Source organism: Pseudomonas sp. JH-2, from assembly GCF_036231725.1.
GTDB classification, from domain to species: domain Bacteria; phylum Pseudomonadota; class Gammaproteobacteria; order Pseudomonadales; family Pseudomonadaceae; genus Pseudomonas; species Pseudomonas delhiensis.
Genome location: NZ_JAZAQP010000017.1, coordinates 91,864 through 114,008 on the forward strand (window position 1 = coordinate 91,864; position 22,145 = coordinate 114,008).

Consider the following 22,145-nt stretch of genomic DNA (forward strand, 5'->3'; position numbering starts at 1 on the left):
GCAGGGGAACGACGGAAGCCTCCGTCAGCATTCGGGGCCCACAATGTACAAAGACCTGAAATTCCCCATCCTCATCGTCCACCGCGACATCAAGGCCGACACCGTCGCCGGCGACCGCGTCCGCGGTATCGCCCGCGAGCTGGAGCTGGACGGCTTCAGCATCCTTTCCACCGCCAGTTCCACCGAGGGGCGCATCGTCGCCTCCACCCACCATGGCCTGGCCTGCATCCTGGTCGCCGCCGAGGGGGCGGGGGAGAACCAGCGCCTGCTGCAGGACGTGGTCGAGCTGATCCGCGTGGCGCGGGTGCGCGCGCCGCAGCTGCCGATCTTCGCCCTCGGCGAGCAGATGACCATCGAGAACGCGCCGGCCGAGTCCATGGCCGACCTGCACCAGCTGCGCGGCATCCTCTACCTGTTCGAGGACACCGTGCCCTTCCTCGCCCGCCAGGTCTCGCGGGCCGCGCGCAAGTACCTGGAGGGCCTGCTGCCGCCGTTCTTCCGCGCCCTGGTGGAGCACACCGCGCAGTCCAACTATTCCTGGCACACGCCCGGCCACGGCGGCGGCGTGGCCTACCGCAAGAGCCCGGTGGGGCAGGCCTTCCACCAGTTCTTCGGGGAGAACACGCTGCGTTCGGACCTGTCCGTCTCGGTGCCCGAGCTGGGCTCGCTGCTCGACCACACCGGCCCGCTGGCCGAGGCCGAGGCCCGCGCGGCGCGCAACTTCGGCGCCGACCACACCTTCTTCGTGATCAACGGCACCTCCACGGCGAACAAGATCGTCTGGCACTCCATGGTCAGCCGCGACGACCTGGTGCTGGTGGACCGCAACTGCCACAAGTCGGTGCTGCACTCGATCATCATGACCGGTGCCATCCCGCTGTACCTGTGCCCGGCGCGCAACGAGCTGGGCATCATCGGGCCCATCCCGCTGTCCGAGTTCAGCCGCGAGTCGATCGCCGCGAAGATCGCCGCCAACCCCCTGGCCCGCGGCCGCGAGCCGAAGGTGCGGCTGGCGGTGGTGACCAACTCCACCTACGACGGCCTGTGCTACAACGCCGAGCTGATCAAGCAGGCCCTGGACGGCAGCGTCGAGGTGCTGCACTTCGACGAGGCCTGGTACGCCTACGCCGCCTTCCACGAGTTCTACGACCGCCGCTACGGCATGGCCACCAGCCGCGGCGAGGACGGCCCGCTGGTGTTCACCACCCATTCCACCCACAAGATGCTGGCGGCCTTCAGCCAGGCCTCGATGATCCACGTGCAGGACGGCGGCAGGCGGCGCCTGGACCGCGCGCGCTTCAACGAAGCCTTCATGATGCACATCTCCACCTCGCCGCAGTACGGCATCATCGCCTCGCTGGACGTGGCCTCGGCGATGATGGAAGGTCCGGCCGGGCACTCGCTGATCCAGGAGACCTTCGACGAGGCGCTGAGCTTCCGCCGCGCCCTGGCCAACGTGCGGCAGAACCTGGCGGCCGGCGACTGGTGGTTCTGCGTCTGGCAGCCGCCGGGGGTGGAGGGCACCGACGAGGTGCGCACCCGCGACTGGCTGCTGGAGCCCGACGCCGAGTGGCACGGCTTCGGCGAGGTGGAAGACGACTACGTGCTGCTCGACCCGATCAAGGTCACCCTGGCCACCCCGGGCCTGAACGCCGCCGGGCGCCTGGAGGAGCATGGCATCCCCGCGGCGGTGGTCGGCCGCTTCCTCTGGGAGCGCGGCCTGGTGGTGGAGAAGACCGGTCTGTACTCCTTCCTGGTGCTGTTCTCCATGGGCGTGACCAAGGGCAAGTGGAGCACCCTGGTCACCGAGCTGCTGGAGTTCAAGCGCAGCTACGACGGCAACGCGCCCCTGGCCGAGGCCCTGCCCAGCGTGCTCCAGGCCGCCCCGGCGCGCTACGCCGGCATGGGCCTGCGCGACCTCTGCGAGCAGTTGCACGCCTGCTACCGCGAGCACGCCACGGCCAAGGCCATGCGCCGCATGTACACCACCCTGCCGGAGCTGGCGCTGCGCCCGGCCGACGCCTACACCCAGCTGGTGCGCGGCGAGGTCGAGGCGGTGCCCATCGAGCGGCTCGAAGGGCGCATCGCCGCGGTCATGCTGGTGCCGTACCCGCCGGGCATCCCGCTGATCATGCCGGGCGAGCGCTTCACCGAGGCGACCCGCTCGATCCTCGACTACCTGGCCTTCGCCCGCACCTTCGAGCACGACTTCCCCGGCTTCGATTCCGATGTGCACGGCCTGCAGGTGCAGGACGTGGACGGCCGGCGCTGCTATACCGTTGAGTGCATCGTGGAAAATGCCGACAGCTGATTCCGTCGTCCAGGGCGGCGGGACCTAAGGAGCGAGGATGAGTGGGGGAGAGGCTGCCAAGAAGGGCAGCATGGGGTTCTGGAGCTGTACCGCGCTGGTGATCGGCAACATGGTCGGCTCGGGCGTCTTCCTGCTGCCCTCCAGCCTCGCCGCCTACGGCGGCCTGAGCCTGTTCGGCTGGCTGGTCTCCAGCACCGGCGCGGTGCTGCTGGCCTTCACCTTCGCCCGCCTGGCGCGCCTCAACCCCGGCGCCGGCGGGCCCTACGCCTACACCCGCGAGGGCTTCGGCAGCTTCGCCGGCTACCTGTGCGCCTGGACCTACTGGAAGGCCGCGTGGATCGGCAACGCCGCCATCGCCGTGACCCTGGTGGGCTACCTGCGGGTGTTCATCCCGGCGCTGGCCGACCCGCTGCTGATGGTGGCCACCGCCATCGGCGCCATCTGGCTGTGCACCTTCATCAACCTGCGCGGCATCGCCACCTTCGCCGTGGTGCAGAACCTGCTCACCGCGCTCAAGCTGATCCCGCTGCTGCTGGTCGGGGTGCTCGGCTGGCTGCACTTCAACCCCGACTACCTGGCCATCCCGCCCCGCGAGCAGCTGCCGAACATGGGCTACGCCCAGGCCATCGCCACCACCGCGGCGCTGACCCTCTGGTCGTTCATCGGCCTGGAGTCGGCGACGGTGCCGGCCGACGACGTGCGCGACCCCAAGCGCACCATCCCGCGCGCCACCCTGTTCGGCACCCTGGCCGCGGCCGGCGTGTACGTGTTGTCGATCACCTCGGTGCAGGGCCTGATGCCGCCGGAGGTGCTGGCCAAGTCGACCTCGCCCTTCGCCGACGCCGCGCGCGTGCTGATGGGCGACTGGGGCTACTACCTGGTGGCCGGCGGCGCGGTGATCGCCTGCCTGGGCGCGCTCAACGGCTGGGTGCTGCTGCAGGGGCAGATCCCGGTGGCGCCGGCGCGCGACGGGCTGTTCCCCGAGTCCCTCGGCAAACTCAACAAGCACGGCGCCCCGGCCAACGGCCTGTGGGCCTCGGGGCTGCTGGTGACGGTGCTGGTGCTGATCGACGGCCAGGGCAACCTGGTGGACGTGTTCAACGTCATCATCCTGCTCGGCACCATGACCGGCGTGGTGCCCTACGCCTTCTGCACCGCGGCCCTGCTGCAACTGCTGGCGGTGCGCACCGAGGAATTCTCGCCGCGCTCGCGGCCGCAGCTGATCGCCGTCGGCTCGCTGGGCTTCCTCTATTCGCTGTGGGCGCTCTACGGCACCGGCGAGCAGGCCATCTTCTGGGGCTTCCTGGTGTTCATGGCGGGCATCCCGATGTACACCTGGCGGCAGTGGCGCAACCGCCAGCAGGGCCTGCCGGTGGCGGAAATCGACTAGCGCCCGCGGGCAGCGGGAGCGTGCCCTGCATCACATAGGCCGGCATCGACTTTTGCCCTTGCCTTGTTATAGTGGCACCTCATCACTACAAGACCTGCCGCGTACAGCAGAGCAGGGCATTCCCGAGGGTTTCCCCCGTGACCGAGTACAAAGCATTCCGCGTCGAACTGGCCGACAGGATCGCCCATGTGATCATCAATCGCCCGGAAAAGGTCAACGCGATGAACGCCGATTTCTGGCGCGAGATCGTCGAAATCTTCCGCTGGGCCGACGAAACGGATGAAGTCCGCGTAGTGGTCGTGTCCGGCGCCGGCAAGCACTTCTCCGCCGGCATCGACCTGATGCTGCTGGCCCAGGCCGGCAGCCAGCTGGGCAAGGACGTCGGCCGCAACGCCCGCGCCCTGCGCCGCAAGATCCTCGAGCTGCAGGCCTCGTTCACCGCCATCGACGCCTGCAGCAAGCCGGTGATCGCCGCCGTGCAGGGCTACTGCCTGGGCGGCGCCATCGACCTGATCTCGGCCTGCGACATGCGCTACTGCAGCGCGGACGCGCAGTTCTCCATCAAGGAAATCGACATGGGCATGGCCGCCGACGTCGGCACCCTGCAGCGCCTGCCGCGGCTGATCGGCGACGGCATCATGCGCGAGCTGGCCTACACCGGGCGCATGGTCGACGCCGCCGAGGCCGAGCGCATCGGCCTGGTCAACCGCAGCTACGCCGACAGCGCGGCGCTGCTGGACGGCGTGTTCGAACTGGCGCGGCAGATCGCCGGCAAGTCGCCGATCGCCATCCGCGGCACCAAGGAGATGATCCGCTACGCCCGCGACCACCGCGTCGAGGACGGCCTGGAGTACATCGCCACCTGGAACGCCGCCATGCTGCAATCGGCCGACCTGCAGAAGGCCATGGCCGCGCACATGAGCAAGCAGCAGCCGGAGTTCGCCGACTGATGCCCCGTACCCACCTCGCGCAGGAGGCGCGCTAGCCCGATGGTCACTGGAGCCACCTCCCTCAGTCTGGTGCGCGACGAGCTCTTCGCCACCATGGAGCAGGCCGAGCAGAACCTCGAGCAGTTCATCGCCGAGCGCCAGAACGGCAGCCTGCTGCAACATGCGGTCGAATGCCTGGCGCAGATCCGCGGCACCCTCAACCTGATCGAACTGGCCGGCGCCGAGCTGCTGGCCCAGGAAGCCCTGCAGCTGGCCACCGACATCCCCACCGGCGTCGGCGAGGAGCGCGACGGCCAGTTGGCCGCGCTGGGCAATGCCCTGTACGTGCTGCGCCGCTACCTGGAGAACCTGGAGGCCAACCGCCAGGAGATTCCCGAGCTGCTGCTGCCGGCGATCAACGACGTGCGCCTGGCCGCCGGCCAGCCGGTGCTGCCGGAGAGCTTCTTCTTCAGCGCGCGCCTGGACCTGCCGCGCCCGGCGGCGCCCCGCGCGGTGCCGGCGGTGGCCGACCGCGCCCAGGAGGTCCGCCGCCTGCGGCACATGTACCAGGTGGGCCTGCTCGCGCTGGTGCGCGAACAGGACCACTACGCCGGCCTCAAGCTGATGGGCCGCGCCCTGGCGCGTCTGGACGCGCTGCTCGGCTACGGCCCGCGCAGCCGCCTGTGCTGGATTGGCGCCGGCGCCCTGGAAGCCCTGGCGGATGCGCAGATGCTGCCGCGCAAGGCGCGCAAGCAACTGTTCTCGCGCCTGGACCGCGAGCTCAAGCAACTGCTGGCCAACCCCAACTACGAGGCGCCGCGCCAACTGCTCAAGGAACTGCTCTACCTCACCGCCCTGGCCGACACCCGCGGCCCGCGCGCCAGCGAGCTGCGCGAGGTGTTCGGCCTGGCGCCGCTGCCGTTCACCGACCACCTGCTGGAAGACGAGTCGCAACGCCTGTCCGGCCCCGGCCAGGCAGTGATGCGCTCGCTGTCGGCGGCCATCCGCGAGGAACTCACCACGGTCAAGGACCAGCTCGACCTGATCGAGCGCGGCGTGTCCCCGGCCGATGCCCTGGGCACCCTGCACACCCAGCTGGGCAAGCTGGCCAAGACCCTCGGCATGGTCGGCCTGAACTCCGCGGCCAACGTGCTGCAGGGGCAGGTCTCGGTGGTCTCCGCCTGGGTGGCCAGGGGAGCGGTGGAGTCGCCGGCGGCGCTGAACGCGCTGGCCGATGCGCTGCTCTACGTGGAAAGCCTGGTCGGCAGCCTGGAACGTGGCGAGCGCATGGCCGCTCCCGCCATCACCGACCTGGAGCCGACCGCCGAATCCTTCGCCGTGCACCAACTGGCCGAGGCGCGCATCGTGGTCATCGACGAAGCCCAGGGCGGCCTGGCCCTGGCCAAGCGGGCGATCACCGCCTACCTGGAATCCAACGGCGACAAGCTGCACCTGGCCAACGTCCCCGGCAGCCTGCAGGCGGTGCGCGGCGGGCTCTGGTTCCTCGGCCAGGAACGCGCCGCCCGGCTGGTCGGGGCTTGCGCCGACTACATCCAGCGGCAGATGATCGAAACCACGCAGATGCCGTCCGAGCAGATGCTGGAAACCCTGGCCGATGCCCTGACCGGCCTCGAATACTACCTGGAGGGAGGCGCCGTGCTGCGTCCCGAAGGCCAGCCCGACGTGCTGGACGTGGCCAGCGAGAGCGTGCGCGCCCTCGGCCTGGAGGTGGCTGCCTGATGCGTACCGGACGTTGGGAGTCCGCCTGGCTCGACCCGGCGGAGAAGGGGGGCTGGGCCCTGGCCCACTGTCGCCAGCAGTTCCTCGGCGATGCCAATGGCGTGCTCTTCCCCCGTGACTGGCTCAAGCGCCAGGACCTGCCGGTGCTCTCCGAGCAGGGCGTCGGCCACTTCGACGGCGACGCCGTGTACCTGCTGGAGCTGGACGCGCCGGCCAGCGTCGAGGGCTGCAGCTGGATCGGCCTGCGCCACGTCATGCTCGAGGCCGAGGAAGACCAGTTCGCCATGCTCGGCTTCGCCAGCCAGGTCGGCACCTGGACCCGCGAGAACCGTTTCTGCGGCGGCTGCGGCCAGCCGATGCGCGCCGTGCCGCGCGAACGCGCCATGCGCTGCGACGCCTGCGACATCCAGCGCTACCCGCTGCTGTCGCCGAGCATGATCGTGCTGGTTACCCGCGGCGACGAATTGCTGCTGGCGCGCTCGCCGCGCTTCGTGCCGGGCATGTACAGCACCCTGGCCGGCTTCGTCGAGCCGGGCGAGTCGGTGGAGCACTGCGTGGCTCGCGAGGTGAAGGAAGAAGTGGGGCTGCAGGTCGGCAACATCCGCTACCTGGGCAGCCAGAACTGGCCCTTCCCGCATTCGCTGATGCTCGGTTTCCACGCCGAATACGTCAGCGGCGAGATCGTCTGCCAGCCGGACGAGATCGAGGACGCCCAGTGGTTCCCCTACGACTCGCTGCCGCGCCTGCCGGCCGGGCGCTCCATCGCCCGCTACCTGATCGAGAGCTGGCTGGCGCGCCGCGCCGGGCGGCCCGATCCCATCCTGCCGGGCGGCGGCTACTGACGCCCGGCGCCTTCCCCGCGCTTCAGACTGCGCTGAACCAGTGCTGCCAGACCAGGCGCGCGGTCAGCGCCAGCACCACCAGGATGAACACCGGGCGGATGAATTTCGCACCGCCGCCGATGGCGGTGCGCGCGCCCAGGTAGGCGCCGACCATCAACGCGCTGCCCATGCACAGCCCGAGCAGCCAGACCACCTGGCCGGAAGCGACGAACACCGCCAGCGCCACTATGTTGCTGACGAAGTTCATGGTGCGCGCCACGCCGCTGGCGCGCACCAGGTCCAGGGGGTACATCAGCAGGCTGCTGACGGTCCAGAAGGCGCCGGTGCCGGGGCCGGCCACGCCGTCGTAGAAGCCCAGGCCCAGGCCTTGCGGCCACTGGCGCTTGCGGCCCACCGGGGCGTCGGCGTCCAGCGGCGCCCTGGGCGTGCCGCCGAAGAGCATGTACAGCCCGCAGGAGAACACCACCACCGGCAGCATGCGGTTCAGCCATTCCGCCGGCAGCAGGTGCGCGGCCCAGGCGCCGATGGCCGCGCCTATGGCGGTGGCCAGCAGGCCGTTGCGCCAGCGCTCGGGGTGGAACAGCTTGCGCTTGTAGAAGGTGTAGCTGGCGGTGGCGGAGCCGAAGGTGGAGCTCAGCTTGTTGGTGCCCAGGGCCAGGTGCGGCGGCACGCCCGCGGTGAGCAGGGCGGGGATGGTCAGCAGGCCGCCGCCGCCGGCGATGGCGTCGATGAAGCCGGCGAGGAAGGCCACGACGGCGAGGATCAGCAGGGTGAGCGGGTCTACGGTCAGTTCGAAGGGGATGGCGAAAGGCATGAAAAGTACGACCTGGGTTCAAGGCTGCGACGCCACGGCTGGCCGTCGCGTCGAGGGGTGCGCATAATGCCGGCAATTCTACGCGCAAGGAACTGATTCAATGCAGTACGACGGCCTGGCCTGGACGTTCGCGCTGATCGCCCTGCTGGCGCTGCTGGTCGCCGCACGCATCCTTTTCGACCGCCACTGGTTCCTCGGCTGGCTGCGCGGCTGCGCCGGCCTGGCCTTCGTCGCCGCGGCGCTGGCGCTGGGCCTGGCGGCCTGGGACCTGCGCAGCTACGACGCGCTGCCCGCCGAGCGGCCGCTGGCGACCCTGAGCTTCCAGCGCCTGGCGCCGCAGCGCTACGAGGTGAAGGTCCTCGAGGGCGACCGCGAACGCCGCGTCGAGCTGGGCGGCGACCTCTGGCAACTGGACGTGCGCATCATGCAGTGGCGCGGCCTGGCCGCGCTGATCGGGCTCGACCCCGGCTACCGCCTGCAGGGCCTGGGCGGCCGCTACCTGGCCATCGAGCAGCAGGGCCAGGCGCGCCAGCAATCCCTGGCCGAGAGCCCCTACGGCTTCGACCTGTGGCGCTGGCTGCGCGACGGCCAGCACGACCTGCTGACCTTCCGCCCGCTGGCGGCGCGGGTGAACTTCCTGCCCATGGCGGACCAGGCGGTCTACAGCATCAGCTTCGGCCCCGCGGGCCTGGCGGCGGAGCCGGTCAACGCAGCGGCGCAGCAGGCGCTGCGGGAGTGGCGGTAGGCACGCCGTCCACCTACGCCATTCCCCCTGTAGGAGCGCGCCCTGCGCGCGATTGAACCCACCGGCCGCACTGGACTCTTCCTTGGCACGAACACCTGTAGGGCGCATAACGCCTACGGCGTTATCCGCCATCATTACCGTGCACCGGTGCCCCGGCCAACGGCGGATAACCGCGAACGGTTATCCGCCCTACGGTTCCAGGGATGCATGATTGTAAGAGCGGACTTTGTCCGCGATGGCCGGAGGTTCCGGTGTGATTCGCGGATGAGATCCGCTCCTACGCCGCCCCACCCGCGCCATTCCCCCTGTAGGGGCGCGCCCTGCGCGTGAAATCGCGGGCAGGGCCCGCTCCTACAGGTCGTCGGATGGCACGGCATTCCCCCGTAGGAGCGGACTTTGTCCGCGATGGCCGGAGGTTCCGGTGTGATTCGCGGATGAGATCCGCTCCTACGCCGCCCCACCCGCGCCATTCCCCCTGTAGGGGCGCGCCCTGCGCGTGAAATCGCGGGCAGGGCCCGCTCCTACAGGTCGTCGGATGGCACGGCATTCCCTCGTAGGACTCTGTCCGCGATGGCCGGAGGTTCCGGCGCGATTCGCGGATGAGATCCGCTCCTACGCTGCCCCACCCGCGCCGTTCCATGTAGGAGCGCGCCCTGCGCGCGAATCGCGGGCAGGGCGCGCTCCTACAGGTTGCGGGGAGGCGTGCATCGATGGATCACCCAACGAAAAAGGGAGCCCGAAGGCTCCCTTGTTCATTGCGCTTTCGCGATCAGGCGAGGAACCCGCCGTCCACGTTCAGCGCCACGCCGGTGGTGTAGCTGGAGGCGCTGCTGGCCAGGTACAGCACCGCGCCGGCCATTTCGCTGGGCTCGGCCACGCGCTTGAGCGGGATGCGCTGCAGGGCGACGTTGCGGATGGCGTCGTTCTTCACCAGGGCCGAGGCGAACTTGGTGTCGGTCAGGCCCGGCAGCAGGGCGTTGCAGCGGATGCCGAACTGCGCGCATTCCTTGGCGAAGACCTTGGTCATGCTGATCACCGCGGCCTTGGTCACCGAGTAGATGCCCTGGAACTCGCCGGGGGACACGCCGTTGATCGAGGCGACGTTGATGATGCTGCCGCCGCCGTTCTCCTTCATCAGCTTGCCGCCTTCGATGGACATGAAGTAGTAGCCGCGGATGTTCACGTCCACGGTCTTCTGGAAGGCGGAGAGGTCGGTGTCCAGCACGTTGCAGAACTGCGGGTTGGTGGCGGCGTTGTTGACCAGGATGTCCAGGCGGCCGAACTGCTCGCGGATCTGCGCGAAGACGCTCTGGATCTGCTCCATCTCGCCGATGTGGCAGGCGATGGCGGTGGCCTTGCCGCCTTCGGCGATGATGGCGTCGGCCACTGCCTGGCAGCCCTCGATCTTGCGGCTGGAGACGATCACGTGGGCGCCCTGCTGGGCCAGCAGCTTGGCGATGGCCTCGCCGATGCCGCGGCTGGCGCCGGAGACGAAGGCGATCTTGCCGTCGAGGTCGAACAGGTGGGTCTTGGACATGGGGTTCCCCTTGTTGTGATCGGCGTTACAGCCGGGACTTGTCGATGACCTGCAGGCTCATCTGCTCCAGCAGCTTGTTCATGTGGATGAACTGGGCGAAGCGTTTGTCCTGGGTCTGGCCGTGGAAGTAGCGGTAGTAGATCTGCTGCACGATGCCGGCCAGGCGGAACAGGCCGTAGGTGTAGTAGAAGTCGAGGTTGTCGATGGGCGGCAGGCCGGCGCGCTCGGCGTAGTAGTCGGCGAACTGCTGGCGGGTGAGCATGCCGGGCAGGTGGCTCGGCTGGCGGCGCATGAGTTGCACCGGGGCCGGGTCGTCGGCCTCGATCCAGTAGGCGAGGGTGTTGCCCAGGTCCATCAGCGGGTCGCCGATGGTGGTCAGCTCCCAGTCCAGCACGCCGATGATGCGCATCGGGTCTTTCGGGTCGAGGATGACGTTGTCGAAGCGGTAGTCGTTGTGCACGATGCCCGGCTTGGGGTGGTCGGCCGGCATCTTCTCGCGCAGCCAGGCCTTGACCGGTTCCCAGCTCGGCGCGTCGGGGGTCAGGGCCTTCTCGTAGCGGTCGCTCCAGCCTTCGATCTGGCGCTGCACGTAGCCTTCGGGCCTGCCCAGGTCGCCCAGGCCGCAGGCCTGGTAGTCGACGTTGTGCAGCTCCACGAAGCGGTCGATGAAGTTCTTGCACAGGGTGTTGGCCTGCTGCTCGTCGAGGGTCAGCTCCGGCGGCAGGTCGGCGCGCAGGATGATGCCGTTGACGCGCTCCATCACGTAGAACTCGGCGCCGATCACCGATTCGTCGATGCAGTGCACGTAGGCCTTCGGGCAGTACGGGAAGCCGGCGTTGAGCTGGTTGAGGATACGGTACTCGCGGCCCATGTCGTGGGCCGACTTGGCCTTGCGGCCGAACGGCGGGCGGCGCAGCACCAGCTCGTGGCTGGGGTACTCCAGCAGGTAGGTCAGGTTGGAGGCGCCGCCGGGGAACTGGCTGATCTTCGGCTCGCCCTGCAGGCCGGGGATGTGGGCCTTCAGGTAGGGATCGATGGCCGCGGCGTCGAGCTCTTCGCCTTGGCGGATGCGGGTGGACTGGTCAGTCAGCGACATGCTTATCCCTTTCTTGTAGTCGGTAGCTGCCGGGGCAGCGGCGCCCGGGGCCCATCATGCAGGGCAATAATGGTGTCCCGAGATAATTGGCTAATCTAATGCTCGCTTCCTACCCTCACAAGCGCCGCGGGGCGTTATTGGCGAGCGTGTTGGAGCCCGATCAGGCTGCCTGATCCGCCTGGATAGAGCGGCGCGGGCGAAAAAAAACCGGAGCCGCGGGACTCCGGTTTTCTCGTGCTGGCGGATGGTGCTCCGGGATCAGACCGGGAACAGCTCGCCCAGCTTCATGGCCAGCATCATGTCGCCTTCGGCGCGCAGCTTGCCGGCCATGAAGGCCTGCATGCCGTCGGTTTCGCCGCTGGTGATGCCCTTGAGGGTCTCGCTGTCCATGATCAGGGTGACGTTGGGGTTCGGCGCATCGCCCTGCACGACTTCGCAGGTACCGTCCTTGACCACCAGGTAGTGGTTGTCGCCGTCCTCGATGTTGAACTGGAAGACCAGGTCCAGGCCGGCGGCGGCGCCAGCGTTGAATTTGCTCTTCATGGTGGAGACGATGTCAGCAACGCTCATGGTTCTATCCCTTTTCTAGGTTTTCTCGCGCGCCCGTCGGGCGCAATGGGCCGGGCTCATCGATAGGTGATGAGTTCCGGCGCCCTCAACAGTTCCAGGTGCACGTGACTGTTGAAGGAAGCCAGGGACACTTCGTCGCCGCGGAACTTCAGGCGGCTGAGTGAAGTGTTGACGATCTGCCAGTTCAGCTCGAAGGCCTTGATCGGCGGTATGCCGACGATCTGCTGGAGCACGGCGGTGATGGTCCCGCCGGAGGTGAACACGGCGACGTTGTCCTTGCCGCTGGCCTGGCGCAGCAGGCGCTGCAGGCCGTCGTGCACGGTGTCGAGGAATTCCTGCCAGCTGACCAGGCCTTCCTTGGGGTGCTCGCCGCCGACCCAGCGGGCGATCACGTAGGAGAACAGGCGCTGGAACTCGGCGCGGTGCTGCGCCGCGTTGCGCATGATGTGCAGGGCCTGGGGCTCGTGCTGGAGCAGGTCGTCGAGGTGGGCGCGGATCACCGCGTCGGCCTCGAACTCGTTGAAGGCGGCGTCGATCTCCAGCGCCGGCACGTCCAGCCCGGCTTCGCGCATGCGCCCCAGGGCCTCGTCGGCGGTGTGGCGCTGGCGCTGCAGGTCGCCGGCCAGGCAGCGGTCCAGGCGCAGGCCCAGGCCCGCCAGGTGCTCGCCCAGGACCTGGGCCTGGCGCACGCCGGTCGCCGAGAGCACGTCGTAGTCGTCGGCACCGAACGAAGCCTGGCCATGTCGAATCAGATAGATGCTGCCCACGCACGGACCTCGGCAGGGGGAAAGTTCCGGCGAGGTTATGGGGAAGGCCCTGGGCTGTCAACGAAAAAACATACGCTTGTTTGAATGGCATTCCCGGCGCTGATGAAGGCGTTCGCCAGCGCTGGCTGCGGCCCGGCGGGCTGGGTATGCTTGCGGGATTCCCCGGCCCGGTCGGCGGGCGGGGCACAGGTGAATAGGGGGAAGTGTGGAGTTTCTTCTGGATTACGCGGGTTTCCTGGCCAGGACCTTGACCGTGCTGGTGGCGGTGCTGGTCGTGCTGGTGGTGGTCGCCGCCCTGCGCGGCCGCGGGCGGCGCAGCTCGGGCCATCTGGAAGTGCGCAAACTCAACGACTTCTACAAGGACCTGCGCGAGCGCCTGCAGGGCAGCGTGCTCGACAAGGACAAGCTCAAGGCCCTGCGCAAGTCCGAGCACAAGGCCGCCAAGCAGGCGAAGAAGGCCGGCGGCCAGAAGAGCCGCGTCTACGTGCTGGACTTCGACGGCGACATCAAGGCCTCGGCCACCGAGCACCTGCGCAACGAGGTCACCGCGCTGCTCAGCCTGGCCACGCCCAAGGACGAGGTGGTGCTGCGCCTGGAGAGCGGCGGCGGCATGGTCCACAGCTACGGCCTGGCGGCCTCGCAGCTGGCGCGCATCCGCCAGGCCGGCGTGCCGCTGACCGTATGCGTCGACAAGATCGCCGCCAGCGGCGGCTACATGATGGCCTGCATCGGAGAACGCATCCTCTCCGCGCCCTTCGCCATCCTCGGTTCCATCGGCGTGGTGGCGCAGCTGCCCAACGTGCACCGCCTGCTGAAGCGGCACGACATCGACTTCGAGGTGCTCACCGCCGGCGAGTACAAGCGCACCCTGACGGTGTTCGGCGAGAACACCGAGAAGGGCCGCGAGAAATTCCAGGAGGACCTGGAGTCCACCCACGAGCTGTTCAAGGGGTTCGTCGCCCACTACCGGCCCAAGCTGGCCATCGAGGAGATCGCCACCGGCGAGGTCTGGCTGGGCCAGGCGGCGCTGGGGCGCAAGCTGGTGGACGAGCTGAAGACCAGCGACGAGTACCTGGCCGAACGCGCCCGCGAGGCGGACGTCTACCACTTGCAGTACGTGCAGAAGAAGAGCGTCCAGGAGCGCCTGGGCGTGGGCGCCAGCACGGTGATCGACCGCGTGCTGCTGAGCTGGTGGGAGCGCCTGGGGCGCAGCCGTTACTGGCAATGATTCCGGCGCGGGCGCAGGGGCGCCCGCGCGGCAGGCTTTGCAGAAGGAGAGCGTGATGAGTGCATTCAAGGCCCTCTGGGTCACCGAGTCCCCGCATGGCATCTACGAGCAGCAGGTGGTCGAGCGCGACACCAGCCAGCTGCCGGCCGGCGAGGTGCTGATCCGGGTGCGGTATTCGTCGCTGAACTACAAGGATGCGTTGTCGGCCAGCGGCAACCGTGGCGTGACCCGCAAGTACCCGCACACCCCCGGCATCGATGCCGCCGGGGTGGTGGAGGAGTCCTCGGTGGGCGAGTTCGTCGCCGGCGACGAGGTGATAGTCACCGGCTACGACCTGGGGATGAACACCCCGGGCGGCTTCGGCCAGTACATCCGCGTGCCGGCCGCCTGGGTGATCAAGCGCCCGCAGGGCCTGAGCCTGCGCGAGGCGATGATCCTCGGCACCGCTGGCCTGACCGCGGCGCTGTGCGTCGACAAGCTGGAGCAGGCCGGGGTGACCCCGGCGGCCGGCCCGGTGCTGGTCACCGGCGCCAGCGGCGGCGTCGGCAGCATCGCGGTGATGCTGCTGGCCCAGCTGGGCTACAGCGTGGCGGCCTCCACCGGCAAGCTGGAGCAGGCCGAGTTCCTCAACGGCCTGGGCGCGCGGCAGATCATCGACCGCGCCACCGTCGCCGACGGCGTCGACAAGCCGCTGCTCAAGGAGCAGTGGGCCGGCGCCGTGGACACCGTCGGCGGCGACATCCTGTTCAACGTGGTCAAGTCGCTGCAGTACGGCGGCAGCGTGGCCTGCTGCGGGCTGACCGCCGGCGCCGGGTTCAAGGCCACGGTGCTGCCGTTCATCCTGCGCGGGGTGAACCTGCTGGGCGTGGACTCGGTGGAGCTGCCGCTGGTGGTCAAGGCCTCGATGTGGGACAAGCTCTCGCTGCAGTGGAAGCTGCCGCGCCTGGAGGAGCTGGTCCGCGAGATCCGCCTCGACGACCTGCCCACCGCCATCCACCAGATCCTCGCCGGCAAGCTGGTCGGCCGCCTGCTGGTCAACCTCGACTGAAGCGCCGTGCCGGGGCTGGGCGCTCAGCCCAGCTCCGGCAGCAGGTAACCCTCCCACAGCGTGTCGGCGAACTGCTCGCGGAAGAAGCCGAAGTGGCCGATGCGCTTCACCCCCAGTTGTTCCGGGGCGATGCGCCGGCTCACCTTGGGCGCGCTGCGGTAGAAGCCCAGCAGCGCCTCGGTGCTGCGCTGGGACATCATCTCGTCGTCGGTGAAGGACAGCGAAACGATGGGCGTGTGCACCGCCGAATAGCGGATGCGCATCTGCTCCCCCTCGCCCAGGGCGTACTGCGGGTGCAGGCACCAGCGCCGCCACTGCTCGATCACTCCGCGCGGCAGATCGCCGACGATGCCCAGGCGGCGCCCGGGGAAGTAGCCCAGCAGCGGCGTGACGGTGGGCGCGATGAAGTGCCAGAGCAGCCAGGCGCGGCCGCGCAGGCCGGCCGTGTTGTCGCGCCAGTAGCCGCTGCCGCTGGCGATGCTGAAGGCCCGGGTGATGCGCGCGCGGCCATCGACGAAGGGCAGGATCTGCCCGCCCAGGCTGTGGCCGATCCAGTACAGCGGCTTGTCCCCCGCGGCCTCGGCCACCGCCGCGAGCACGGCGCTGCAATCGTGGCGGCCCCAGTCGACGACGTTCGCCTTCACCTGCCGCAGCGGGCCGTTGCGCGACTGGCCCATGCCCTGGTAGTCGAAGGTGACGACCAGGTAGCCGCGCTCGGCCAGCCAGTTGGCGAAGGCGCCGTAGAAGCGCTGCTCGACGCCCATGGCCGGGACGATCAGGGCGGCGCCGAGCATCTCGCCCGGCGGCCGGTACCAGTGGCTGGCCAGGCGCTGGCCCTGGCCGTTGTCGAGTTCGCGGGGTTGCGGGGTGATCATGGCTGCTGGCTCCGGAGTCCGTTCGGGGAAGGTCAGGCCTGGCTGACGTACATGGTGATTTCGGCGCGGAACACCGGCTTGTCGCCGACGTAGGCCAGCACCGGTACCTTGAGGTCGCCCTCGGCGTTCCAGTCCACGCCGCTGCCGTCGGCCACCGCGCGCACGTCGCCGTCGGTCTTGGCCAGGTATTCCACGCTCATGCCGCGGGGAATCCAGCGGCGCCCGGCGGGAATGGACACGTCGGTCATGGTGCCCGCGGCCAGCTCGGCGGCGTTGCACAGCGCAATGGCGTGCACGCTGCCTATATGATTGAGCACCTCGCGGCGCTTGGCGAAGGTCACTTCGGCATAGCCGGGGCGCAGCTCGACGAAGGTCGGCGCGATGCTGGCGAAGTAGGGGGCGACCTGGCCGATCATGGCGCTGAACTGCGCGGGGCCGGCCTGGCGGTACATCTGCATCATCTGACTCATGGTGGCTCCAAGGGTACGGATTGAAAGATGGATGCGCGCCAGGGCAGTATACGAAGACTAGAAATTAATTCTAGAAAAATATTCTAGAAACGATCCGCACAAGGAAACCCATGGGCCGAGCTTCCCGCAAAGACGACATCCTCCAGGCCGCGCTGGCCTGCTTCAGCGAATCCGGCGTGGACGCCACCACCATCGAGATGATCCGCGACCGCTCCGGCGCCAGCATCGGCAGCCTGTACCACCATTTCGGCAACCGCGAGCGGATCATCGGCGCGCTCTACCTGGAAGGCATCGGCCAATACGCGGCCCTGCTCGACGCCGGGCTGCGGGAGGGCATGGGCGCCGAGGCCACGGTCAAGCTGTTCGTCACCTGCTACATCGACTGGGTGGTGGCGCACCCGGACTGGGCCCGCTTCATCCTGCACAACCGCGGCCGGGTGGAGGCGGGGGAGATGGGCGAGCAACTGCGCGAGGCCAACCGCCAGCAGGGCCGGCGCATCGCCGAGCTGCTGGCCGTGCACCGCCAGGCTGGCGCCTTCCGCGAAATGCCCTTCGAGCTGTTCAACTCGGTAGTAATAGGCCCCACCCACGACTACGTGCGCAACTGGCTGGCCGGCCGCACCCGGGTGGAGCTGGCGGATTGCCGCGACCTGTTGGCGCAGATCGCGTGGGAGAGTGTGAGGGCGTAGGGGAGGGGGCTAGGAGTCCGGTGCGGTTGGCGAGGCCGCTCCTACGATCCTGCCGACCGTAGGGCGAATAACCGTTCGCGGTTATCTGCCGCCATCCGTGCCACCGGGGTGTCCGGCGTGGCTGGTGAATCCAATCGCGGACGGAGTCCGCTCCTACGACGGTGCTTCCTGGAACTGTAGGAGCGGACTTTGTCCGCGATCATGGCGGATAACGCCGTAGGCGTTATGCGCCCTACGGGTCAGGATGACGCCTGATTCTCCAGCCGCTCAGGACGGCTCCCTTTCCCGCTTGCGGGAGAGGGTTGGGGAGAGGGCGCGGAGCCAACCCCAGGCACCGTGGCCGCCGGGAAGCGCCATTCGCGAGCAAGCTCGCTCCTACGAAGAGCAACACGGCGCGGTCTGCAAGGCCGTTGTTTCTACGACCCTGCCCAGCTGTAGGGCGAATAACCGTTCGCGGTTATCCGCCGCCATCCGTGTCACCGGGGTGTCCGGCGTGGCGGGTGAATCCAATCGCGGACGGAGTCCGCTCCTACGACTGTGCTTCCTGGAACTGTAGGAGCAACTGTCTTTCACTGCTGCACGGTATCTGTTCTCCAGCAGGTACCGTCCCTGACCATGGCGTTCAGCCGCACGATGAGCACACGCATGTAGGCCACCAGGGCAACCTTGGCGCATCGACCGTTCTCACGCAGGCTCTGGTAGCGGCGGGCGAAGTCTTCCTGATAGCGAATGATCGACAAGACCGCCATGTTCAGGATGCGCCGAATCATGCCTCGTCCCCCTCGGATCCGGCGCTGCCCCGACTTCTGCCCGCTATCGCTGTTGTAAGGCGCCAGGCCCACCAGGGCGGCGATCTGGCGGCGGTTCAATTGCCCCAGCTCCGGCAGATAGGCCAGCAGCCCGGCCACGGTCACTGGTCCCACGCCTTTGACCTGGCTGAGTAGCTGGGCCTGTTCTGCGTCCACGGCGTTCATCGCCTTGGCAATTTCCTTGTCGTAGCGGCGGATCGCTTCTTTGAGCGCCTTGATGGCGTTCTCCAGGCATTTGCGGACAAACGGATCCCGGGCTTGATGCAAACGACGACGCTCATCATCGCGCTGGCTGACCAGTTGCTCGCGGCGCTGCACCAGCTCCCGCAGCCGCTCGCGTTCCGGCGAAGGCACGGTACTGGGGGCTTCTTCCAGCGTCTGAGCCAGATGCGCCAGTACCGCCGCGTCGATGGGATCGGTCTTGGCCAGTTTGCCCATGGCCGTGGCAAAGGCTCGCACCCGCGTGGGGTTCAGGCGCGAGACCGCGTGACCGGCGCGAGACAGGCCGAACATCACATCGCACTCATAACCACCAGTCGCCTCCAGCACGATACGGCCGGGCTTTTCCTCGGCGAACAGCGCCAGCAACTGCTGGTGACCTTGCTCGTCATTGGAAACGCTGAAGCTCTTGCCTTGCGGACGCAGCCATACGGCTAACGAATCCTTGGCGACATCGATACCCACCCAACACGTCATGATCAAACCCTCGTAAACTGCACGGCGAGAGCACTCTGACTGCCCACGCTTGTGGTTCGAGGTTTAGCTCGTTCAACTGTTCGGGCTTAGTCAGAGGGACGACGGGAAGCAGCTTGGGCTCCTACTCGTGCTGCGAACACCGCGGACCTGCAGCTTGCCTCCCGTCGCTCTCACCTTCGATCCTATCGAAAGTCGCAGACACAAGCGGACTTTGTCCGCGATCATGGCGGATAACGCCATAGGCGTTATGCGCCCTACGGGTCAGGATGACGCCTGATTCTCCAGCCGCTCAGGACGGCCCCCTCGCCCATCAGGGAGAGGGCTGGGGAGAGGGCGCGGAGATAACCACAAGCACCGTGGCCGCCGGAAAACGCCATTCTACGAGGAGCGGGAAACGAAAAAGCCCCGCCAGGCAGGCTGTGTGAAAACCTCAGGATCGGTCCCGCTGGTTAAAAAACAACCTGGATTTCGCGTTTCTACGTGGATTCTGGATTGGCTGAATAGTGAATAGCCAAGCCTCTTCAGATTTCACGTAGGAACGCGCTCTTCGAAGAGCCGCTCGGTTTTTCACACAGCCTGCAGGGCGGGGCTTTTTCATGTCGCTACCGATCAGGCCAGCTGCCGCCGGCGGAACAGTGGCTGCGGCTGGGTCACCGAAGTCTGGTAGACCTCGCTGAAGTCCTCCAGGCTGGCCAGCGCATCGTGCGGGTCGCGGTCGGCGCGGATGGCGTAGGCGTCGAAACCGCAGCTCTGCATGTAGAACAGCTGGTCGCGCAGCACGTCGCCGATGGCGCGCACTTCGCCCTTGTAGCCGAAGCGCTCGCGCAGCAGGCGCGCGGTGCTGAAGCCGCGGCCGTCGGTGAAGGCCGGGAAGTTCACCGCGATCACCTGGAACCTGTCCAGGTCGCCGGCGATGGCCTCGGGCTCCTCGTCGGCGTCCAGCCACACGCCCAGGCCGCCGTCGCGGCCGCGCAGGGCAGGGCCGTGTTCCAGCCACAGGTTCAGCGGGATGATCACGTCGTCGCTGTTGGGCACGCTTTCCAGGGGGGCGTCCTTGGGCAGCAGGTGCCAGCGGTCGTCGACCACTTCGCGGTGCTTAATGATTCGCTGCATATACGCGCTCCTTGAAGGGGTCGATGCCGATGCGGCGGTAGGTGTCGAGGAAGCGTTCCTCTTCGGTGCGCCGTTCGACGTAGACCTTGATCAGCTTCTCGATCACGTCGGCCATCTGGTCCTGGGCGAAGGACGGGCCGAGGATCTGCGCCAGGCTGGCGTCGCGGCCGGCGCTGCCGCCGAGGGACACCTGGTAGAACTCCTCGCCCTTCTTGTCCACCCCGAGGATGCCGATGTGGCCCACGTGGTGGTGGCCGCAGGCGTTCATGCAGCCGGAGATGTTGAGGTCGATGTCGCCGATGTCGAACAGGTAGTCGAGGTCGTCGAAGCGGCGCTGGATGGCCTCGGCCACCGGGATCGACTTGGCGTTGGCCAGGGAGCAGAAGTCGCCGCCCGGGCAGCAGATGATGTCGGTCAGCAGGCCCACGTTGGGGCTGGCGAAGCCCAGCTCGCGCAGTTCGCCCCAGAGGGTGAACAGCTGCGCCTGCTCGACGTCGGCGAGGATGATGTTCTGGTTATGGCTGTTGCGCACTTCGCCGAAGCTGTAGCGGTCGGCCAGGTCGGCGATGGCGTCCAGCTGCTTGTCGGTCACGTCGCCCGGGGCCACGCCGGTGGGCTTGAGCGACAGGGTCACGGCGACGTAGCCGGGCTTCTTGTGGGCGAAGGTGTTGCGCTCGCGCCAGCGGGCGAAGCCGGGGTGCTCGGCATCCAGGGCGGCGAGGGCGGCATCCTGGTCTTCCAGGGCCTTGTAGGCCGGGTCGATGAAATGCACGGCGACGCGCTGCACTTCCGCCTCGGTCAGGGTGCTGGGGCCGTCCTTGAGGTGCGCCCACTCGGCGTTGACCTTCTCGGCGAAGACCTCGGGGGTCAGCGCCTTGACCAGGATCTTGATGCGCGCCTTGTACTTGTTGTCCCGGCGGCCATAGCGGTTGTACACGCGCAGGATGGCGTCCAGGTACGACAGCAGGTGCTGCCAGGGCAGGAATTCATTGATGAAGCTGCCGACGATGGGGGTACGGCCCAGGCCGCCGCCGACCAGCACGCGGAAGCCCAGCTCGCCGGCCTCGTTCTTCACCGCTTCCAGGCCGATGTCGTGCACCTCGATGGCGGCGCGGTCGCTCACGGCGCCGTTGACGGCGATCTTGAACTTGCGCGGCAGGTGGGCGAACTCGGGGTGGAAGGTCGACCACTGGCGGATGATCTCGCACCAGGGGCGCGGGTCCACCAGCTCGTCGCGGGCGATGCCGGCGAACTGGTCGGTGGTGGTGTTGCGGATGCAGTTGCCGCTGGTCTGGATCGCGTGCATCTGCACGGTGGCCAGCTCGGCGAGGATCTCCGGCACGTCCTCCAGCTCCGGCCAGTTGAACTGCACGTTCTGGCGGGTGCTGATGTGGGCGTAGCCCTTGTCGTAGTCGCGGGCGATCTGCGCCAGCTTGCGCACCTGCCGCGAGGCGAGCAGGCCGTAGGGTACGGCGATGCGCAGCATCGGCGCGTAGCGCTGGATGTACAGGCCGTTCTGCAGACGCAGCGGGCGGAATTCCTCGCCGGTCAGTTCGCCCGCCAGGTAGCGGCGGGTCTGATCGCGGAACTGCTTGACGCGATCCTCTACGATCCTCTGATCGTATTCGTCATATACGTACATGAAAAATCCTGCTGTCAGGCTATAGCGCTCGGGCGTACTGCGCTTCCGAGCGCGCACGGCAACGCGCTCCACGCGGAGTGGCGGGCAAGATACCAGTTAGGGAATATGCGTAAAAGTGAAGTTTGAGTATATGGCGAGAACTTTCTGATATAAGCGCCGTATCCGTCGCAACCTTCTCCGCCGGCAGGTGCCGCGAAAGGGGCGCGGAGCCTGGCCGCAGGCCCCTCGCAGGTTCCCTCAGTCCTCGCGGCCGTGGGCCTGGTCGCCCAGCCGGGCGGTATCGACGCGGACGAAGATGGAGTCGCCGATGGCGGTCAGCACGTCGCCGGCATACACCTCGCAGATGATCCGGCTCTTGCGCCCCAGCTCGCCCTCCACGTGCGCGCGCAGGGTCAGTGGCACGCCCATGGGGGTGGGCTTGATGAACTTGATGCCGAGGTGGCCGGTGACGCAGTCCAGGCGCGGCAGGCTGCCCGGTTCGCGGCCTTCGGCGCGGTAGTGGTAGGCCATGGCCGTCCAGTTCGAGTGGCAGTCCACCAGCATGGCGATCAGGCCGCCGTAGACCAGTTCCGGCCAGCCGGTGTACTTGGCCTCGGGCAGGTGCTCGGCCATGACGTGGATGCCGTCCTCGTGCCAGTAGCTCTTGATGTGCAGGCCGTGGGGGTTGCTGCCGCCGCAGCCGTAGCAGATGCCTTCGGGCGCGGCGCGGTCTTGCAGGGAGAGGTTTTCCATGGTGACGCCTTGTTCTTGTTGCGGAAATCGCCCCAGCCTAGCCGGTTTCGCCGCCTGCATGAAGGGCCGCGCCTTGTCGCTGCCCGTGCCCTGGTCTTAACT

General features: G+C 67.9%; 20 protein-coding genes. 9 read left to right on the plus strand and 11 right to left on the minus strand.

What is annotated here, in order from left to right; all coding sequences use genetic code 11:
• The first annotated feature begins 43 nt into the window (after positions 1 to 43).
• The 5 genes from VV867_RS14305 (at position 44) to nudC (ending at position 7,212) form a co-directional block, all read left to right on the plus strand.
• Positions 44 to 2,311 (plus strand): Orn/Lys/Arg decarboxylase N-terminal domain-containing protein, encoded by a 2,268-nt coding sequence (locus VV867_RS14305; RefSeq protein ID WP_328566742.1) that lies wholly within the window; start codon positions 44 to 46, stop codon positions 2,309 to 2,311.
• Between the two features lie 37 nt (positions 2,312 to 2,348).
• Positions 2,349 to 3,701 carry an amino acid permease gene (locus VV867_RS14310; RefSeq protein WP_109933032.1) on the plus strand — a complete coding sequence of 451 codons (1,353 nt, stop codon included), beginning with the start codon at positions 2,349 to 2,351 and terminating at the stop codon, positions 3,699 to 3,701.
• 137 nt (positions 3,702 to 3,838) lie between these two features.
• Positions 3,839 to 4,651: a crotonase/enoyl-CoA hydratase family protein gene (locus VV867_RS14315; protein WP_328566743.1), complete on the plus strand. Its 813-nt coding sequence runs from the start codon at positions 3,839 to 3,841 to the stop codon at positions 4,649 to 4,651.
• A 39-nt stretch (positions 4,652 to 4,690) separates the two neighbouring features.
• A complete protein-coding gene (locus VV867_RS14320; protein WP_328566744.1) occupies positions 4,691 to 6,370 on the plus strand; it encodes a ferrous iron transporter B in 1,680 nt (559 codons plus the stop codon).
• Entirely contained in the window at positions 6,370 to 7,212 is an 843-nt protein-coding gene (gene nudC / locus VV867_RS14325; protein ID WP_328566745.1) for an NAD(+) diphosphatase, read from the plus strand. The genes VV867_RS14320 and nudC overlap by 1 nt, the downstream gene beginning before the upstream one ends.
• 22 nt (positions 7,213 to 7,234) lie before the next feature.
• Here nudC and VV867_RS14330 read toward each other — a convergent pair whose 3' ends face one another.
• Entirely contained in the window at positions 7,235 to 8,014 is a 780-nt protein-coding gene (locus VV867_RS14330) for a TSUP family transporter (protein WP_328566759.1), read from the minus strand.
• A gap of 112 nt (positions 8,015 to 8,126) precedes the next feature.
• On the opposite strand from VV867_RS14330, the gene VV867_RS14335 reads away from it, so the two are divergent.
• Complete coding sequence (locus VV867_RS14335; RefSeq protein WP_328566746.1) at positions 8,127 to 8,771, plus strand: hypothetical protein; 645 nt, start codon at positions 8,127 to 8,129, stop codon at positions 8,769 to 8,771.
• Positions 8,772 to 9,540: 769 nt separating this feature from the next.
• Here VV867_RS14335 and VV867_RS14340 read toward each other — a convergent pair.
• The 4 genes from VV867_RS14340 to VV867_RS14355 form a co-directional block, all read right to left on the minus strand.
• A complete protein-coding gene (locus tag VV867_RS14340; protein WP_328566747.1) occupies positions 9,541 to 10,308 on the minus strand; it encodes an SDR family oxidoreductase in 768 nt (255 codons plus the stop codon).
• Between the two features lie 25 nt (positions 10,309 to 10,333).
• Positions 10,334 to 11,404: a phosphotransferase family protein gene (locus VV867_RS14345; protein WP_328566748.1), complete on the minus strand. Its 1,071-nt coding sequence runs from the start codon at positions 11,402 to 11,404 to the stop codon at positions 10,334 to 10,336.
• Positions 11,405 to 11,662: 258 nt separating this feature from the next.
• A complete protein-coding gene (locus VV867_RS14350) occupies positions 11,663 to 11,974 on the minus strand; it encodes an SCP2 sterol-binding domain-containing protein (RefSeq protein WP_009619228.1) in 312 nt (103 codons plus the stop codon).
• 56 nt (positions 11,975 to 12,030) lie between these two features.
• Positions 12,031 to 12,741 carry a histidine phosphatase family protein gene (locus VV867_RS14355; RefSeq protein ID WP_109933025.1) on the minus strand — a complete coding sequence of 237 codons (711 nt, stop codon included), beginning with the start codon at positions 12,739 to 12,741 and terminating at the stop codon, positions 12,031 to 12,033.
• 205 nt (positions 12,742 to 12,946) lie between these two features.
• Here VV867_RS14355 and sohB point away from each other — a divergent pair, with 205 nt between their 5' ends.
• Positions 12,947 to 13,969 carry a protease SohB gene (sohB, locus tag VV867_RS14360; protein ID WP_109933024.1) on the plus strand — a complete coding sequence of 341 codons (1,023 nt, stop codon included), beginning with the start codon at positions 12,947 to 12,949 and terminating at the stop codon, positions 13,967 to 13,969.
• A gap of 55 nt (positions 13,970 to 14,024) precedes the next feature.
• A complete protein-coding gene (locus VV867_RS14365; protein ID WP_109933023.1) occupies positions 14,025 to 15,017 on the plus strand; it encodes a YhdH/YhfP family quinone oxidoreductase in 993 nt (330 codons plus the stop codon).
• 23 nt (positions 15,018 to 15,040) lie between these two features.
• Here the strand turns inward: VV867_RS14365 and VV867_RS14370 are convergent, their stop codons facing one another.
• Complete coding sequence (locus tag VV867_RS14370; RefSeq protein ID WP_109933022.1) at positions 15,041 to 15,892, minus strand: alpha/beta hydrolase family protein; 852 nt, start codon at positions 15,890 to 15,892, stop codon at positions 15,041 to 15,043.
• Between the two features lie 32 nt (positions 15,893 to 15,924).
• Positions 15,925 to 16,362 carry a hotdog fold domain-containing protein gene (locus VV867_RS14375; protein ID WP_328566749.1) on the minus strand — a complete coding sequence of 146 codons (438 nt, stop codon included), beginning with the start codon at positions 16,360 to 16,362 and terminating at the stop codon, positions 15,925 to 15,927.
• Between the two features lie 110 nt (positions 16,363 to 16,472).
• Here VV867_RS14375 and VV867_RS14380 point away from each other — a divergent pair, with 110 nt between their 5' ends.
• Entirely contained in the window at positions 16,473 to 17,051 is a 579-nt protein-coding gene (locus tag VV867_RS14380) for a TetR/AcrR family transcriptional regulator (RefSeq protein ID WP_043266837.1), read from the plus strand.
• Between the two features lie 569 nt (positions 17,052 to 17,620).
• On the opposite strand, the gene VV867_RS14385 is transcribed toward VV867_RS14380, so the two are convergent.
• The 4 genes from VV867_RS14385 to VV867_RS14400 form a co-directional block, all read right to left on the minus strand.
• A complete protein-coding gene (locus VV867_RS14385; protein ID WP_442965027.1) occupies positions 17,621 to 18,556 on the minus strand; it encodes an IS110 family transposase in 936 nt (311 codons plus the stop codon).
• A gap of 609 nt (positions 18,557 to 19,165) precedes the next feature.
• On the minus strand, positions 19,166 to 19,669 hold the full coding sequence (locus tag VV867_RS14390; RefSeq protein WP_109934976.1) for a DUF934 domain-containing protein: 504 nt from the start codon (positions 19,667 to 19,669) through the stop codon (positions 19,166 to 19,168).
• Positions 19,653 to 21,311, minus strand: a complete 1,659-nt coding sequence (locus VV867_RS14395) for a nitrite/sulfite reductase (protein WP_328566751.1) — start codon at positions 21,309 to 21,311, stop codon at positions 19,653 to 19,655. The genes VV867_RS14390 and VV867_RS14395 overlap by 17 nt, the downstream gene beginning before the upstream one ends.
• A gap of 237 nt (positions 21,312 to 21,548) precedes the next feature.
• The gene (locus VV867_RS14400; RefSeq protein WP_328566752.1) at positions 21,549 to 22,043 is read right to left on the minus strand and encodes a PaaI family thioesterase; all 495 of its coding nucleotides are present in this window, start codon (positions 22,041 to 22,043) and stop codon (positions 21,549 to 21,551) included.
• Positions 22,044 to 22,145: the final 102 nt, after the last annotated feature.

What these genes read in the sequence shown, in the direction of transcription:
- VV867_RS14305 (WP_328566742.1), top strand. Translation starts at nt 44, where the DNA reads ATGTACAAAGACCTGAAATTCCCCATCCTCATCGTCCACCGCGACATC.
- VV867_RS14310 (WP_109933032.1), top strand. Translation starts at nt 2,349, where the DNA reads ATGAGTGGGGGAGAGGCTGCCAAGAAGGGCAGCATGGGGTTCTGGAGC.
- VV867_RS14320 (WP_328566744.1), top strand. Translation starts at nt 4,691, where the DNA reads ATGGTCACTGGAGCCACCTCCCTCAGTCTGGTGCGCGACGAGCTCTTC.
- nudC (WP_328566745.1), top strand. Translation starts at nt 6,370, where the DNA reads ATGCGTACCGGACGTTGGGAGTCCGCCTGGCTCGACCCGGCGGAGAAG.
- VV867_RS14335 (WP_328566746.1), top strand. Translation starts at nt 8,127, where the DNA reads ATGCAGTACGACGGCCTGGCCTGGACGTTCGCGCTGATCGCCCTGCTG.
- VV867_RS14340 (WP_328566747.1), bottom strand. Translation starts at nt 10,308, where the DNA reads ATGTCCAAGACCCACCTGTTCGACCTCGACGGCAAGATCGCCTTCGTC.
- VV867_RS14345 (WP_328566748.1), bottom strand. Translation starts at nt 11,404, where the DNA reads ATGTCGCTGACTGACCAGTCCACCCGCATCCGCCAAGGCGAAGAGCTC.
- VV867_RS14350 (WP_009619228.1), bottom strand. Translation starts at nt 11,974, where the DNA reads ATGAGCGTTGCTGACATCGTCTCCACCATGAAGAGCAAATTCAACGCT.
- VV867_RS14365 (WP_109933023.1), top strand. Translation starts at nt 14,025, where the DNA reads ATGAGTGCATTCAAGGCCCTCTGGGTCACCGAGTCCCCGCATGGCATC.
- VV867_RS14370 (WP_109933022.1), bottom strand. Translation starts at nt 15,892, where the DNA reads ATGATCACCCCGCAACCCCGCGAACTCGACAACGGCCAGGGCCAGCGC.
- VV867_RS14375 (WP_328566749.1), bottom strand. Translation starts at nt 16,362, where the DNA reads ATGAGTCAGATGATGCAGATGTACCGCCAGGCCGGCCCCGCGCAGTTC.
- VV867_RS14380 (WP_043266837.1), top strand. Translation starts at nt 16,473, where the DNA reads ATGGGCCGAGCTTCCCGCAAAGACGACATCCTCCAGGCCGCGCTGGCC.
- VV867_RS14385 (WP_442965027.1), bottom strand. Translation starts at nt 18,556, where the DNA reads ATGACGTGTTGGGTGGGTATCGATGTCGCCAAGGATTCGTTAGCCGTA.
- VV867_RS14390 (WP_109934976.1), bottom strand. Translation starts at nt 19,669, where the DNA reads ATGCAGCGAATCATTAAGCACCGCGAAGTGGTCGACGACCGCTGGCAC.
- VV867_RS14395 (WP_328566751.1), bottom strand. Translation starts at nt 21,311, where the DNA reads ATGTACGTATATGACGAATACGATCAGAGGATCGTAGAGGATCGCGTC.
- VV867_RS14400 (WP_328566752.1), bottom strand. Translation starts at nt 22,043, where the DNA reads ATGGAAAACCTCTCCCTGCAAGACCGCGCCGCGCCCGAAGGCATCTGC.